The following is a 16,183-nucleotide window of genomic DNA, read 5'->3' as shown; positions in this document are numbered from 1 at the left end:
TATGTACCAAATCTGGATTGATACGGGCGGCACCTTTACAGACGGCCTCGCTCTTGACCCAAATGGAAATTTGCGCCGAACCAAAGTGCTGAGCAGTAGTCGCCTGCGAGGACAGTTGATAGCGGGCAAACTTGTGGCTCCCTGGCTAACGGCACCTATTTTTGACGGGTATCAACTGCGGGTTATTGAGACAGATGAGGTCTTTACGATAGAATCGCTGACGGTTGATGGAGTATTGGAGCTTCGTAATGCCGACAAGATGTACACATTACACACTGTCGAACTTTTTACGGGCGAAGAAGCTCCCGTCTTAGCGGCTCGACTCTTAACCCAAACACCCGTTAACCGACCATTTCCACCTCTGGAAATGCGGCTAGGAACAACCAAAGGCACTAATGCCCTACTCGAACGCAAAGGTGGTCGTGTAGCCTTGCTTGTGACAAAAGGGTTTAAAGATTTACTTAAAATCGGGACGCAGCAACGCCCAGATCTGTTCCAACTAGCCATTCCCCCTGCCGAAGTACTCTATGATACAGTACTGGAAGTAGACGAACGCATAGCTGCCAGCGGGCAAATTCTGACCCCCTTATCGACTCAAACTAGTGCAGAATTAGTTGAACAAATTCGGGAAGCGCAACCAGATGCTATAGCCATATCCTTCCTGAATGCGTATCGAAATCCAGTACATGAACGTCAACTCCATGAGGCTCTGACGCAGGCTGGTTTTACTTATATAACTCGTTCAAGCCAGGTTTCGGTAACTCCTCAGTACGTATCTCGCACACAAACAACCGTTGTGGATGCCTATCTGACGCCGGTTATGCGATCTTATCTGGACAATGTGCAACTGCAACTGGGTGGTGGTAACGTTCGGATTATGACCAGTTCGGGAGGGTTGGTTCGGGCTGATTTGTTCCAACCCAAAGATAGTTTGCTGAGTGGTCCGGCTGGAGGTGTCATTGGAGCCGCTGCTATAGCTGCCAATCAGCCCGTGTTAATCCTCGATATGGGCGGTACAAGTACCGATGTTGCCCGAATTCAAGGTGGAGTTGATTATCGGTTTACGACCAAAATCGGCCCTTTCGATTTACAGTTGCCTTCGCTAGCTATTGAAACCGTGGCCGCTGGCGGTGGATCGGTGTGCTGGTTCGACGGCTCCCAATTGCGAGTTGGACCACAGAGCGCAGGAGCTAACCCTGGCCCAGCCTGTTATGGGGCCACTGCAACAGGCCAGCCTCTTTTACTGACTATTACAGACGTAAACCTGCTGCTGGGTAAACTTCACCCAAAACAGTTTGGTATTCCTGTATTTCCCCAAAAAGCACAGGATGCGTTGTCAGAAGTCATCCGGCAAATCGAAGTAAAAACTGGTAATCAGCCTAAGCCATTGACGGTACTGCGTGGTTTTGAGCGGATTGCCAATGAGACGATGGCCGGAGCCATTCGTAAGATTTCAGTAGCACGAGGCTTCGACCCCAAAGAGTATGGTTTATTAGTTTTTGGGGGGGCAGGTGGGCTCCACGGCTGCGCGATTGCCCTACTGCTGGGTATGGAGCAGATGATTCTACCGTTCGATGGTGGATTACTGAGTGCCTACGGAATTGGGCAGGCGCAAATTGAGCGAATGGCCACACGGTCGGTCTTACAACCTTTATCTGTTGTTGATGCGGAACTACCAGCACTGGCTGACGACTTGATCCAAACGGCTACAAGGGCCTTGCGGGAAGATGTTGGGGCTAACGCATCTATTGAAACGAAAGCCATTTCGCTGTTCCTGCGTTTGTTAGGGCAGGAATCAGCTATTGACATTCCAATTAGTGACAATCTGGAAGACGACTTTCGGGAAAAATACCAGCACCTCTATGGCCACTTTCCTGCAGATAAGCCTATTGAGTTAGAGAGTATACGAGTTATTGTTAGCACAGTAAGCAGCGAAAATCCGGTAAGTAGCTCATCAGTAAGTCATCATCATGCTGCGCCAGCCTTCCAGACAGATGTCTACCCAGCCTACGACTGGACGCAACTAAGTGAAGGAGATACATTTCGCGGGCCAGCGCTATTGCTTAATACAACTTCCTCTGCCTTCATTGAGTCCGGCTGGCGACTAATTGTTCAGGCAAACAAGAATGCCCTTGTTGACTACATTGCTGATGACGAAGAAGAATCAATTATCGAATCAAATGAGGTTATTCAACTTGAACTTTTTACACAGCGTTTCCGGGCGATTGCCGAAGAAATGGGCGCCCAATTGCAGCGTACCGCCTTCTCGGTCAACGTAAAGGAGCGGCTCGATTTTTCATGCGCCCTGCTCGATGCCAATGCCGAACTGGTCGCCAATGCCCCGCATATTCCGGTTCATTTAGGGAGTTTGGGTGTGTGTGCTCGTCTGGTTCTGGCGGCCATGCCTACACTTGAACCGGGCGATGTTGTCATTACGAACCATCCGAAATATGGCGGCTCTCATCTTCCCGATGTGACGTTGCTGAGTGGTGTTTTTACCGATGCGAATGAGTTGATTGGCTATGTAATTAACCGGGCGCACCATGCTGAAATTGGTGGTAAAGTTCCTGGATCAATGCCTCCCGACGCCGTATCATTGATAGAAGAAGGCGTCGTGTTAGAGCCAATGTACGTCGTAAAGAACGGGCAGTTTTTGTGGGAAAACGAACTCGCCGAACGGTTTACAAAAGCTCCTTATCCGAGCCGTGCTTTAGCCGAGAACCGAGCGGACATAGAAGCCGCACTGGCATCGTTGAAAGCAGGAGAAACAGCACTTTGTCAGCTTGTTAGTCAATATAGTCTGCCAACGGTGCGGCACTATATGAAACGCTTGCAGCAATCGGCAACTGATGCCATTTCGGCTGTTCTGAAGCCATTAGCCGGGAACATATACAGAGCCGAAGAAGCATTGGATGATGGGCATCAGATTCGTTTGGAAATTCGCGTGGCTGACGATTCCTCCAGGCAACGAATTCAGTTCGATTTTTCGGGAACATCTGGTGTACATCCACACAATCTTAACGCTAACATTTCCATTTTGTACAGCGCGGTCTTATATGTACTCCGGCTATGGTGTGGGCGAGATATTCCGTTGAATGAAGGCTTAATGGCTCCGGTCGACTTATTGCTGCCTGAGTCATCGTTTCTCAATCCAGTTTTTCCCGACGATCCTGCCTTGTGTCCGGCTGTAGTAGGCGGAAATACCGAAGTTAGTCAACGGTTGGTCGATACGTTACTAAAGGCTCTCGGCTTAGCCGCTTGCAGTCAGGGAACCATGAATAATTTTCTATTCGGTAAGTCGAGCGCGACCCCGGATCAATTTGGCTATTACGAAACCATTGGTGGCGGAACAGGGGCTACTACGTATGCAGATGGGCGCTCAGCGGTACATCAGCACATGACAAATACTAAACTCACTGATCCTGAAGAACTGGAACGACGTTATCCTGTGCGTTTGCATCAGTTTGCTATTCGTACAGGTTCTGGGGGAGCGGGGCAGTGGAGTGGGGGCGATGGTATTATTCGCGAAATTGAATTTCTGGAACAAGTACAGGCAACCCTATTGAGCCAACATCGAGTAGTAGCTCCCTATGGAATAAACGGCGGCAAACCAGGAGAAACGGGTCGTCAAACGCTGATTTTTACTAACAGCCAGGAAGAAAGCTTACCGGGTATTTTCACAAGAGTGATGCAGCCTGGGGAACGCATTCGAATTGAAACACCAGGGGGCGGAGGGGCTGGATTGCAGACAGAGTAGAGATCCTATTTAGTAAACACGGGGCGGGCCGCTCCGCGTTTACTAAATTCATTTAGTTCCCCAATGCGTTATAGATTAGCAACTGGTTGTTCGTAACGACACGGTCGCCGGGAGTTAAGCCACCCGATAAATACGTTTTAGAACCAATCGACTTGTAGATGTCTACTTCGCGTACAAGAGGTTGATTCTTATTGTTGACCATGACCACGAAGTTTCGATTTTTATCAAATACAACAGCCTTTGCCGGAATAGCTACCCGTTTGTCGTGCCCTGCGTAGGTAACGCTCACATTGGCAAACATTTCGGGTTTGAGTCTGTAATCGGCATTATCAAGTGTAACACGGACTTTAAGTGTTTTGCTGTCGGGATCGAGTACGTTAAAGATTTTGTCAATCCGACCACGAAAGATTTTATCTGGGTAGGAAAGGGTCGTAATTGTTGCCTGATCGCCTTCTTTCACATTCGACAAGTCTGATTCGTAGACGTTTGCCAATACCCAGACATGGTCGAGGTTCGAGATGGTGAATAAATTTTCTGGATCGTCGGAGCGAAGTTCCATACCTTGTGACGCTGACTTTTCGACAATGAAGCCACTTACCGGGGCCTTTACAATATAAACGGCTCCATTTCCACCCACAATCCGACGCCGTTCATTTACGCGGTTTACTTCACCTTTGGCGGCCAGCAATTGTTCCTGACTAGCTACCAGTTCTCGTTGAGAGCTCAGACCGGCTTTGGTCATATCCTCGGCAACCTGCAGATTTTTCTGGGCTACAGATAGTTGACCTTTTGCTTCTACACTTTGCTGCTCCAGGTCGGCCAAATCTCCCGATCGGATTACTGCCAGCGTTTGACCTTTTTTGACGTAATCACCTAAATCAGCTTTAAGCGTCTCTATGTGACCACCTACCAGCGGAAATACCTTTACAACCTGGTCCTGGTTGAACGTGATCTTACCCGTTAAATTTAATTCATTGCTGGCGTTCTCGTATTTAGCGGTATCGAAGGCTGCTGTAGCCAATAGATTCGTTTCCTGCCGTTCTGTAGAGGTAGCTGTCTCCTCCGATTTCTGAGCTGTACTGTCACAACTACTTAAGCTATTCAATGATAACAGCCCAATCACAGCGATTAATGGCCAACGGCGTGTAGGATGAATTGTCGGGAGTGGATTCGGGCAAACAACCAGCCTAACTGACGACTTCTGGTCGTTTGTTAGTAGGTTATCGTTTATAAGCCCAAGTCGATTGCGGAGTAGGGAATAAACGAACGCAAATGGGTATTTTTTCATAATGTTATGGCGCCTGAAACAATATAGATTTTACCTGGCTGGCAAGTAAAAGGAGCCATTACAAAAGTCTACTTTCCTAATTAAAGGCTTCTTAAACCCAAATTAAAAGGTTATTAAACCCCTAACGCAGCAGTGCCTGTCGGGGATAATGCGACAGGCACTGCATTTTCAAATACGTTGAGTAAATCGGGTACTATTACTTATGCTTTTAAAGAAGATTCTGCCGAATCGATGCCTGATTTAGCATTATCAGCCAGTTCTTCAACTTTGTCATTATAGTCATCCTTAGCCTGCGATTTACCTTTATTAAAAGCGGCCTGTGCCTGATCTTTATACTGATTGTATTGCTCTTTGGCTTTGTCAGTATATTGATTTACCTGGCTAACAGCCTGATCGTATCCTTCTTTCACTTGCGATACTCCCTTTTCCCACTGGTCTTTTAAATCGCCGGTTCGCTTGTTGGCTTCTTCCGTTAGTTTTTCGCGTGTTTCTTTGCCGCTACGTGGAGCCGTTAAAAGACCAATAACAACGCCGGTAATAATGCCGGCCAGAAAATCTCGTGTGCTTCTCATTGTTTACTGTGTTTTAGGTGAGTGTTTATTTCAGGTGATTAGCGGGCTATTGCTTGGCCTTCTTTTTCGCCTGATTAACCAGATCCTGCGTTTTTCCGGCCGCTGAATCGACATAATCATTATACTGGTTCTTGATGCTGTCCAGACCTGATTGTAGTTGATCCTGCAAGTCTTTGAAAAACGAATCTGATTCAGACGAGATGCGTTTACGAGTTTTTTTGCCGCTTTCGGGAGCCAGCAGAATACCAATAACCGCGCCGACCGCTAATCCTACTAAAACTCCTGGTAGTGATTTCATGATTTCTAACTTTGGTGAATGACTTATGGTTCCAATATCGCTAATCTACTAGAAAATACTGTACCACTACTTGAAAAATAAGATAAGTGGTTGTAAATAAGTCAATTGTGTTAAAGTATTGGTTTGCACTGTTGAGGATTTTTTTCTACAAGGGCGTCCACGTTTTACGCAATAGTCCCAGTTTATAGTCATAGTATCCCCAATTCTTTAGCGCCCTTAATACTTGTGACAGGCTACTTGTGTTGTGCATTACATGGACAAAAAAAATCCCCGCGCTCAACTTGGCGCAGGGATTCCGTACCCACCGTAACTTGTACTTAACCTAAAATGATTTTCTGCGGATTAACCGCGCCTAACGCAACAAAATGGTTAGAAATGATCTATATCACTGGTGATAATTTCATAACTGGTGTACTTCCTTCTTCACACTCCACGACCCTGTATCAAACGTAGAATAATCGCTATCACTGCAATTACCAGCAGGATATGGATTAAACTACTGCTGCCGATCCCCGTACCTAAAACTCCTAAGAAGCCCAGGAGCCAGATAATAATCAAAATGACAGCAATAGTGTAAAGAAGGTTTCCCATGACGTATTATTGAGTAAATCAGAACAAACTATCTCGCAATTGATAGTTTGATTAGAAAAAGTTGTGCCAATATTGGTGAAAACATGCAATTGGTTTCAATACATCCCCTTATACGCTTGTAAATGAGCATTTAAATGAGTTATATTCTTAAAAAAGAGCTAGCAATGAAAGTAAGTTCTAAAAACAAAAACTGTGGATTAAATTCTACACATGTAGAATAAGCGTAGAAAAATGACTCGATTAATTGTTGCGCGCTGTCTAATGGATTCGTGTATCGTTGACATTAATTAAGGAAATTATAAGCGCAATTAGTTAATCTAATGGGTATTAATAGATGTTACTACCCGAAACTTAGTCAGCCCAAACACTTTCGGCACATATTTTATACATAGTAGTGTAGTAAGAACACAAAAGAAAACGAAATGAGCCGTGGTAAATACAATAACAGGGGTTAGTATGGGACAACAATATAGGCCGATTCCCGTCAATACAGCGCTGCTCGCCAAACGTGTATTGATTGTAGATGATGAGGCTGATATCTGTCTGTTGCTATCGGGTTTGTTACGTCGCCTGGGCTACCAGCCTACCTGCGCCCATTTTATTGAAGAAGGTCGTCAATGCCTGCATACACAGAAATTCGATGCTATTTTCCTGGATCTAAATCTGCCAGATGGATTAGGTTTTGATCTTCTGCCTACTATTAAAGAAGACCAAACTGAAGCTAAGATTATTATGATCAGTGCGTTCGATGGACAGGCCGAACGTCGTCGGGCTACTGAGCAGGGAGCCGATTATTTTATTGGTAAACCGTTCACGCGCCGTTCGGTAGAGATGGCTTTGCAAACCATTCAGGTTTGAGTAACTTTGTTCATACAGCTAAGGTAGATTTTTTCGTTGTTCATTACTGGACATGGTCTGTCTGAACAAGTTCAATGCCGCTTCATGGAAAAAATTCTGATTATTGACGATAACAATGATATATGCCTGCTTCTGGAGCGTTTTCTGGGCAAGCAAGGCTATAAAACGGCGTCGGTACAGCGGGGAGATGATGGGCTGGTTCTGTTACGGAAAGAAGCTTTTGAGTTAGTCATTTGCGATTTTAAACTTCCTGATATTGACGGTCTCGAAATGCTCCGTCGTATCAAGGTTATGCACCCTACTACTGCTGTCATTATCATCACGGGCTATTCTGATGTTCGGATGGCTGTGCAGACGGTGAAACATGGGGCTTATGATTACGTAACAAAACCGCTTTATCCTGACGAAATACTGTATACGATAAAAGCAGCTCTCGAACGGCGTTTGCAGTCGTTAAATCAAGCGAAAAGTTCACCAACAACGGCTACGGCTACAGCGAATACAGCGAAAGTAGGTGCCGTAAAACAAGCGCCCGTTAAAGTCCCCTTAACGCCCGATGGTAAACGGTTTATTTTTGGAAGAAGCCGTGCCGCTGAGCAACTCCAGAAACATATTGATCTGATTGCGCCTACCGACATGTCGGTTATTATAACCGGCGAAACCGGTACAGGTAAGGAGTTTGTCGCCAATGCTATTCATTTGAAAAGCAAACGTGCTGATAAACCATTTGTCGCAATTGATTGTGGTGCCCTTGGAAAAGAATTAGCCGGTAGTGAATTGTTTGGCCATGTGAAAGGGTCATTCACGGGCGCCATGTCTGATAAGGCCGGTAGCTTTGAATTTGCCAATGGGGGCACCATCTTTCTGGATGAAATTGGAAATCTGTCGTACGACAACCAGATTAAATTGCTACGGGTACTACAGGAACGCAAAATCCGTCGTATTGGTAGTAACCAGGATATTCCAGTCGATGTACGGATTATTGTTGCTACCAATGAAGACCTGCGCGAGGCTGTTCGGCAAGGAAAATTCCGGGAAGATATCTATCACAGAATTGCTGAATTTGAAATGCACTTATCGCCTTTACGCGAGCGTAAATCCGATATTATGATTTTTGCTGAACACTTTCTGGAACTGGCCAATCAGCAACTAGAGAAGGATATTCAGGGTTTTGAGGAAGAAGCGAAAGAGAAACTAAAGGAATACTACTGGCATGGTAATCTGCGCGAGTTGCAGAATGTGGTGAAAAGGGCCGTATTACTTACTCAGGGCGACTATATTGAAGCCGATGTATTGCCTCATGAAATTATTTCTCCCCAGTATCTTACGCCCGAAGATACAAACAGTGGTAATATTCAGATCAATTACGACCCGGCACGGCCCGGTGTACCGGTCTTTAGCCAATCGGCAGCTAATTTGAAGTCGGTATCTGAAAATGCTGAACGGGCCGCTATTTTGAAAGTACTGGAGAAAACAGGCTACAATAAAACCAAAGCTGCCGAAGTCCTCAACATCGACCGTAAAACGCTTTACAACAAGTTGAAAGCGTACGATATTCATTTGTAAAGGAAGTGGTAAGTAGTAAGTTAAGAAGTGGTAAGTGGCTGGCGCATAATTAGTATATCTAGCGCCAGCCACTTACCACTTCTTTAGTTCACGCTAAATCCAACCGAAAGCAGGCCGACGCCATTTTTAGCATTTCCCAGTATTGTGTTGGCCGCACCGCTGTTGGCAATGTTTTGTAATCCCTGCTCATAGCGAGCACCGATAAATGCTTTGCCAAAGTAAAGGTTCAGTCCCCCCGCAATCCCATAGTCAACCTTATTGAAATTATCCCGGTTGAGTGCACTTGATCCGTTACCAAAATCGCCATTTGAGTTGATGTTTGAATTCAACAGATAAGACACATACGGACCCGCCTGCAATTCAACTGCCTGTCCTAACTTAAACGTAGCCAAAACAGGTAATTCAGCATAATTGAGTTTGAACGTATTTTTGCCCGTAAACCCAATAACGTTATACGTTGCCGACGCGCCTTTGGTCATATAGAGCAACTCTGGCTGAATGGCAAAAAACTCACTGACCGGTATTTGCGAGAATACACCTAGGTGAAAGCCAATACGTTCGTTTTTGTTAGTAGCTCCCTGGCTGTCATAGAAGAGTGAACTTGCATTTAAACCACCTTTTAATCCGACCCGCGTTTTTCCCTGTGCGCTAGCATCTGTCGAATTAAAAATTAGGGCGCCTGCCGTAAGCATAGCGACTGCAAATAAGATTTTTGTTGAATGGTTCATAACGTTTTTTGATTTACGAGCAGGCTATAAATTATACCTATCCTGGCTAAGTACTGTGTTAAATTCGTGCCAAAGTCAACCAATCTGCCTGAAATGGCCTTTTGTGCCTGATTTACTTAGATTTATGAGACACCTGAAAGCTGATGGATTACCTGAATTTCCTAGAAAGGGCGAGTAAGAAATTCCCCAAATTGTAGAAGCCATCATTCAATTTCAGTAACCGAAGAAGGTCATTTGATAAACAGAATTGCACGCTAATCTGCCCATAGAAAAACTATCTCGAAAGGCCCAATGCTTTACATTAATTTATTTGTAACTAATTGATAGCTAGATGATAGGTCATTGATGAGCCTAGAGTGAAGAAAAAGTAGTTACTGCGCATTTAGGTAGGTATGAACATGACTTGTATCAAGATAGAGCCCTGTATCCTATGTACTAGTAAATTATACGTTAATAAATTGATGTTTTTGAGTAATTTTGGAGGAGAGAGAAATTTATAAAATCAGTACAAATAGAGTCAGAATCGCTAACCGGATAGGAACGTAAGGGTGGTTTACCGATTACCTAAACGTAGAAATTTGATTAGCACTTAGTCGCCGTAACTTTTATTGACCCGTATGCACCGTAGACTTACATCCATGACCATTCTGATTGCTGATGATGATACAGATGATCGCCTGTTTATGGATAAGGCACTTCGTCAGAGTGGTTATACACAGAATATTCAATTTGTTGAAGATGGTGAAGAGTTGATGGAATATCTACGCCAGGAGGGCCGTTATAACGATCAGAATGCTCCCTGGCCTAATTTATTGATTTTGGACCTGAATATGCCCCGGAAAAATGGCTTTCAGGCGCTTAATGAAATTAAAGATGATCCTAAACTTCGCCGGTTACCAGTGGTGGTTATGACTACCTCATCTGCCGATGAAGATGTACTGAAAACCTATAATCTCGGCGTTAATTCATTTGTAACAAAGCCATTTAATTTTAATCGGTTGGTTGAAATGGTGAGTGCTTTGAAAACATACTGGATAGATACCGTTAAATTACCATAAACAGGATACAGTGAGCCCTTATAGGTAAACACTATCGCTAATTACTGCATACTGTCAATTTCACTGCCAACTACTCACGGTTTATGATACCTGCTGCTCTCGATGTTATTGAAAAAAAGGAAACGATTCGCATCCTTCTCATTGAAGATGACGAAGATGATTATCTGCTTACCAAAGCCTTAGTTTCAGTTAGGGAAAATGCCTCGATCAAACTTGATTGGGTAGATAGCTATGACCGTGGACTGGCAGCCATTGACACTGGTAATTACGATGTGTATCTGGTTGATTATCGCCTGGGTCCTTATACGGGTATTGATCTGATTCAGGAGGCTTTCCGAATGGGTTGTCGCGCCCCTATGATCCTGCTTACAGGGCAGGACGACCTAACCGTCGATCAATCGGCTCTTGAGCTGGGAGCTGCCGATTATTTAGTGAAAGGGCGTATCGACGCGCAACTTCTCGGCCGTAGTATTCGCTATGCGCTTCGGCAGGCCAGCGTGCTGGCCGAAGTTGCCCAAAAAGAAAATAAATACCGAACTCTGTTTGAGCGCTCAATCGACGCCATTTTTGTGGCCAATGACGAACTTCGTTTTCAGGACGCCAACTCATCTGTTGAGCGATTGTTAGGCTACAGCCGGGATGAACTCCGACACCTGAATCCAGCGCGACTTTTTGCCGATCTGAATCATTTACGTAATCTACGATTTAATGTTCGTGAGCACGGTCAGATTAAGGACTTCGAAACAACACTTATTCATCGTAATGGACGTAAACGGATTTGTATGATTTCAGTTTGGTCTGTTGAGGATATGATTGGCCATCCAGAGTGGTATCAGGGAATCGTACGTGACATTACCGATCAGAAACGAGCTCAGCAAGATCTGATTTTGGCCGAGAAGCTAACAATGACAGGCAAAATTGCCCGTAGCATTGCTCACGAGGTGCGTAATCCGCTTACCAACCTTAGTCTGGCTCTGGAACAACTCAAAGACGAACTGGATACCGATAGTGAGTATGTTGGCATGTTTACCGACATTATTGGTCGCAATGTAGACCGTATTGGGCAACTCATCACAGAAATGCTCAACTCTTCGAAACCCCGCGATCTGGATCGGAAAAAACAGGATTTCAATGGAGTTGTCAAAGAGACGCTACAACTGGTTAGTGATCGGATTAAGCTGAAACGAATGCGACTTGAAACGCATTTCACAAACGACGATTGCCAGGCGTTACTTGACCGCGATCAGGTGAAGACGGCGTTGCTCAATATTCTGGTCAATGCCGTCGAAGCAATGGAAGAGGGTAAAGGTGTACTGTCTGTGCGAACGAATTGCACCGATAACAATCGAGTATGTGTAGAGGTAAGTGATAATGGCGGTGGCATTAGTGAATCAGATAGACAACGACTCTTTGATCCTTTCTTTACAGGCAAGTCGGGTGGTATGGGATTGGGATTAACAGCAACTCAGAATATTATTAATAGCCATAAAGGGTCAATTGAAGTAGAAAGCAAGGTGGGAGAGGGGACCACATTCCGATTGTTGTTTCCGAAATAAGCGACTAGGCGCATCCGACGTACTCAAATTTCAGTAAGCATAAACTTAATAGTTAACCAGCTTTTACACAGAGCTGGTTTTTTTGTGGAATTGAGTGGGTAAAAACATACACACCACCTCTGATAAATTCTACAGATCTGGTAGGAAATCAACAGGTAAAGCCAACTGAACTTTCTATGAATTAATCTTTAATTGATTGATAATGAATTGATAAAAGAATAAGAATGGACGGTTACATCGACCAATTATAGAAATGGCACAATATAAGCTATCTACTAGATAACCTACTAACTAACTCTATGTGGTCTATAACTCATTTTCCGGCGGCCATGCGGTCATTAAACCCGAGTACTCGGGCAAAGGCAATTGAGATTGCGAATCAACTGATTGAACAAGGGCAGTTAGATAAGCAACACATTATCATGATGAGTGTTGAGGAGGCCCGCCGATGGGCACGCTATGAAGGCGCCAATCGGGAGTGGTCCAGTAAAACTATGCAACCTTACGCCTAACTACGTTTCATATAACTTAAAGCTGCCATTTGCTATGATCTGGAAGAAAAATATTTACGATTCGTTAACAAGTTGTGCAACTCTTTGTAATGAGTTTGCCACAGAATGTTCCAATGCAGAAGACATCGAAGCTCGCTATCGCAGTATTTTCCTCAATCTGGATTGTGCCGATATGTGCCGTAATCTAGCCATGCTATACGTTCGTGGTTCCGAAAACGCACGATTACTGGCAAAAGCATGTATCGAAGTGTGTGAAAAATGTTCGCAGGAAGTAAGTCAGTTTGATACAGATCGCAGTCGCCAGATTTATGCTATATGCCAGCAAACGATTTGCAGCTGTGTTACTATCATCGATATGGGCCATCAGACCGATAGAGAAGCTCAAAACCCGGCGGTTACACCAGCTTCTTTGTTTTATGGTATTGATCTGCGCGAAACACTTTATAATTAAGTAAGAATCAGCTAATTAAGCAGGTAAGTGGTAAGCAGTAAGATGGGAATAAACTCACTTATTACTTACCACTTACTCATTTATTACTTTTATATTTCAACGTTATGGAAACTAAAGAACAGGTTAACAAACCCTTAGAAAAAGTTCGCGAGATGATCGAAGACATTCGTATCGCGATGATGACTACCGTTGATGAGCAGGGTAATTTAGTCAGTCGACCGATGGCTGCTCTGGAGGTAGATGGAGATGGGACAATCTGGTTTTTTACGAAGCGATCATCCCCTAAGGTGGACCAAATCGATCATAATGACCATCGTGTGAATCTGGCGTTTGCGTCTGTTAGCAATGCAGATTATGTGTCGGTATCGGGCCACGCACAGGAATTTGCCGATAAAATTAGAATAAACGAACTCTGGAATCCTCAGGCAAAAGCCTGGTTTCCAGATGGAAAAGATGATCCGGAGTTAACATTGTTGAGAGTCCATATCGATATGGCCGAATACTGGAGTGCCAGCGATAGCCGGATGATTCGACTAATTCAGCAGGCAACGGCTGTTATTACCGGTAATCCACCAAAAATGGGCGAGAACGAAAAAGTTTACAATAATTAATGCGTGAATGTGCAAATGAGTGATTGAGTGAATAGCTGTCGCAAAACCTATTCATTCAGTCACTCATTTGCACATTCACGCATTATGATTATTTCAGTCGCAGGAGTATCGATGAACGAGCCGGTACCGTGAAGGGCTTACCTCCTTGCGTTGGCGTACTGTTAGGATTGACTTGCCCGGCAAACGTATCGACGACAACTTCCCAGGATGAGCTTTTCCGGCCAATTTTCGGGAGCATAAACGGAATATCTTCCCAGTAGGCATTCAAAATCCAGATTAGCTGTTCATCGCCAATATCCTGACCGTCTTCGGTTTGTTCCGATACGCGGAGGCCATCAATGAAAAGAGCCAGACAGTGTGTATTGGGGTTGTTAAGGTCATCAGCCGTCATTTCCCCCCCATCTGCAAGCAGATAGGCTACTTGTTCGCTACCAAAAAAACGGCGTCGACTCAAAAGGGGAATCGCCTGACGGAGGGCTGTAAGTTGGCTTGTAAACTCAAACAAGGCTTGTTGCTTCTCGTTCCAGTGCCAATCCATCCAGCTAATCTCACTATCCTGATTGTAGCCATTATTGTTGCCATGCTGGGTTCGACCACACTCATCGCCCATCACGATCATGGGCGTCCCCTGGCTGAGTAGCATTGTTGCCAGAAAATTACGTTTCTGACGCTCGCGAAGGTCATTAATGGCCGGATCATCGGTTGGGCCTTCGGCTCCACAGTTCCAACTCATATTATCGTTGGAGCCATCGCGGTTATCTTCGCCATTAGCTTCATTGTGTTTGTCGTTATAACTGACCAGGTCATTGAGTGTGAAACCATCGTGAGCCGTGATCAGATTGACGCTATTGCCTGGCGATCGACCATCAGCGGCATATAAATCAGGGCTGCCTAGTAAACGAGTAGCTGTTTCAGCGGCCTTGCCATCGTCGCCTTTCCAGAAGCCCCGAAGCGTATCCCGATACTTTCCATTCCACTCAGACCAGCGTACGGGAAAACCACCCACATGATACGATTGTATATCCCAGGGTTCGGCAATAAGTTTTACCTGCGCCAGAATCGGGTCTTGCGCTACTGTATCCAGGAATGACGAGACGCTGCCAAACTCTTCGTCGGTACGAATCAAGGCCGAGGCTAAATCGAACCGGAAACCATCGACGTGCATGTCCGTTACCCAATAGCGCAGGCTATCCATAACCAACTGCAATACGCGCGGATGACTCAGGTTAAACGTATTACCCGTGCCGGTATAGTCCATGTAATATTCAGGACTATCGCCAACCTGATGATAATAAATTCGATTGTCAATGCCCTTAAACGAGAGTAAAGGCCCTAATTGGTTGCCTTCGGCAGTGTGGTTATAGACAACATCCAGAATCACCTCAATACCTGCCTTGTGCAGGTTCTTGACCATCTGCTTGAATTCAACAACCTGTTGGCCCGCCATCCCGGATGATGAATAGGTGTTTTGGGGAGCGAAGAAACCGATGCTATTATAGCCCCAGTAACTTTCGTCTGTAAATTGATGAACGGGCAAAAGCTCTACGGCTGTAACACCTAGTTTCTTGAGATAATCCGTTACTTCTGGTGTACCTAATCCAGCATACGTACCCCGAATGGCTTCATCGATGGTTGGATGGAGATGCGTTAACCCCTTTACATGCATTTCGTAAATAATGGAACGATGTAATGGGATTGCTGGAGCGGTATCATCTTCCCAATCGAAAGCGGTATCGACAACCACGCTTTTGGGCATGGTAGGGCCACTATCTTCCTGACTCATCACTAAATACTCGTCAGAACCGTCTTCACTCGATGTTGGTTTTTTATAATCGTAGGCCAGCCAGGAATCCTGGTGGTTAACCGGTGCATTGATGGCCTTGGCATAGGGATCAAGCAGGAGCTTGTTCGGATTAAAAAAATGACCTGCCTGTGGTTCATAAGAACCATCAACCCGAAAACCATAGAGTTGACCGGGCTGCAACCCATCGAGATAAATATGCCAGACTAAGTCTGTGCGCTCTGCAAGCGGGATTCGAGCGGTTTCGTGACTGGGATCAGCGGAGTCGTAAAGACATAGATAAACGGCGGTGGCGTTTTCGCTGAACAGGGTGAAGTTAACACCCTGGCCATCATACGTGGCACCCAGTGGATAAGGTTTACCTGGTTTGGATTGGATTGATTCAGAAAACGAATTTGCATTAGACTGTTTACTCATAACGTGTTTTGTGTAGGAATACGTAGGTTCACTTTGGTAAATTAACACCCTGTAGGATACGAATGTTTTAATGAGGAAAGGACACAAAAAAGCCTACCCCCAATGGGAGCAGGCTTTCC

Annotated in this window: 14 protein-coding genes; 8 read left to right on the top strand and 6 right to left on the bottom strand. The window is 45.0% G+C overall.

All coding sequences use genetic code 11. The annotated features are described in order from the left end of the window. Position 1 precedes the first annotated feature (1 nt). Complete coding sequence (locus GO755_RS31765; protein ID WP_157589467.1) at positions 2-3,757, top strand: hydantoinase B/oxoprolinase family protein; 3,756 nt, start codon at positions 2-4, stop codon at positions 3,755-3,757. Positions 3,758-3,809: 52 nt separating this feature from the next. Here GO755_RS31765 and GO755_RS31760 read toward each other — a convergent pair whose 3' ends face one another. The 4 genes from GO755_RS31760 to GO755_RS31745 all read right to left on the bottom strand — a co-directional run bounded on the left by GO755_RS31760 (position 3,810) and on the right by GO755_RS31745 (position 6,506). Beyond that, positions 3,810-5,045: an efflux RND transporter periplasmic adaptor subunit gene (locus GO755_RS31760; RefSeq protein ID WP_227687163.1), complete on the bottom strand. Its 1,236-nt coding sequence runs from the start codon at positions 5,043-5,045 to the stop codon at positions 3,810-3,812. Positions 5,046-5,245: 200 nt separating this feature from the next. Next, positions 5,246-5,617 (bottom strand): YtxH domain-containing protein, encoded by a 372-nt coding sequence (locus GO755_RS31755; protein ID WP_157589466.1) that lies wholly within the window; start codon positions 5,615-5,617, stop codon positions 5,246-5,248. Between the two features lie 46 nt (positions 5,618-5,663). Then, positions 5,664-5,915 carry a YtxH domain-containing protein gene (locus GO755_RS31750; protein ID WP_157589465.1) on the bottom strand — a complete coding sequence of 84 codons (252 nt, stop codon included), beginning with the start codon at positions 5,913-5,915 and terminating at the stop codon, positions 5,664-5,666. 423 nt (positions 5,916-6,338) lie between these two features. Beyond that, positions 6,339-6,506 carry a lmo0937 family membrane protein gene (locus GO755_RS31745; protein WP_157589464.1) on the bottom strand — a complete coding sequence of 56 codons (168 nt, stop codon included), beginning with the start codon at positions 6,504-6,506 and terminating at the stop codon, positions 6,339-6,341. A 456-nt stretch (positions 6,507-6,962) separates the two neighbouring features. Between GO755_RS31745 and GO755_RS31740 the strand changes: the two genes are divergently transcribed. Both GO755_RS31740 and GO755_RS31735 read left to right on the top strand, forming a co-directional pair. After that, a complete protein-coding gene (locus GO755_RS31740; protein ID WP_157589463.1) occupies positions 6,963-7,364 on the top strand; it encodes a response regulator transcription factor in 402 nt (133 codons plus the stop codon). An 84-nt stretch (positions 7,365-7,448) separates the two neighbouring features. After that, positions 7,449-8,930, top strand: coding sequence for a sigma-54-dependent transcriptional regulator (locus GO755_RS31735; RefSeq protein ID WP_157589462.1), 1,482 nt, complete (start codon positions 7,449-7,451; stop codon positions 8,928-8,930). Between the two features lie 83 nt (positions 8,931-9,013). Here the strand turns inward: GO755_RS31735 and GO755_RS31730 are convergent, their stop codons facing one another. Then, positions 9,014-9,658 (bottom strand): porin family protein, encoded by a 645-nt coding sequence (locus GO755_RS31730; RefSeq protein ID WP_157589461.1) that lies wholly within the window; start codon positions 9,656-9,658, stop codon positions 9,014-9,016. Positions 9,659-10,275: 617 nt separating this feature from the next. Between GO755_RS31730 and GO755_RS31725 the strand changes: the two genes are divergently transcribed. The 5 genes from GO755_RS31725 to GO755_RS31705 all read left to right on the top strand — a co-directional run bounded on the left by GO755_RS31725 (position 10,276) and on the right by GO755_RS31705 (position 13,846). Beyond that, positions 10,276-10,716 (top strand): response regulator, encoded by a 441-nt coding sequence (locus GO755_RS31725; protein ID WP_227687162.1) that lies wholly within the window; start codon positions 10,276-10,278, stop codon positions 10,714-10,716. A gap of 83 nt (positions 10,717-10,799) precedes the next feature. Further along, the gene (locus GO755_RS31720) at positions 10,800-12,272 is read left to right on the top strand and encodes a hybrid sensor histidine kinase/response regulator (RefSeq protein ID WP_157589460.1); all 1,473 of its coding nucleotides are present in this window, start codon (positions 10,800-10,802) and stop codon (positions 12,270-12,272) included. A 299-nt stretch (positions 12,273-12,571) separates the two neighbouring features. Beyond that, positions 12,572-12,784, top strand: coding sequence for a DUF2188 domain-containing protein (locus GO755_RS31715; protein ID WP_157589459.1), 213 nt, complete (start codon positions 12,572-12,574; stop codon positions 12,782-12,784). A 34-nt stretch (positions 12,785-12,818) separates the two neighbouring features. Continuing rightward, positions 12,819-13,235, top strand: coding sequence for a four-helix bundle copper-binding protein (locus tag GO755_RS31710; protein WP_157589458.1), 417 nt, complete (start codon positions 12,819-12,821; stop codon positions 13,233-13,235). Positions 13,236-13,339: 104 nt separating this feature from the next. Further along, complete coding sequence (locus GO755_RS31705) at positions 13,340-13,846, top strand: pyridoxamine 5'-phosphate oxidase family protein (protein WP_157589457.1); 507 nt, start codon at positions 13,340-13,342, stop codon at positions 13,844-13,846. An 88-nt stretch (positions 13,847-13,934) separates the two neighbouring features. Here the strand turns inward: GO755_RS31705 and glgX are convergent, their stop codons facing one another. Next, positions 13,935-16,064, bottom strand: coding sequence for a glycogen debranching protein GlgX (glgX, locus tag GO755_RS31700; protein ID WP_157589456.1), 2,130 nt, complete (start codon positions 16,062-16,064; stop codon positions 13,935-13,937). Between the last annotated feature and the right edge of the window lie 119 nt (positions 16,065-16,183).

Source organism: Spirosoma arboris (genome assembly GCF_009754945.1).
In the GTDB taxonomy this organism is placed as follows: domain Bacteria; phylum Bacteroidota; class Bacteroidia; order Cytophagales; family Spirosomataceae; genus Spirosoma; species Spirosoma arboris.
Note: the sequence above shows the minus strand (reverse complement) of the source record. Positions and strands in the feature narration are given on the sequence as shown.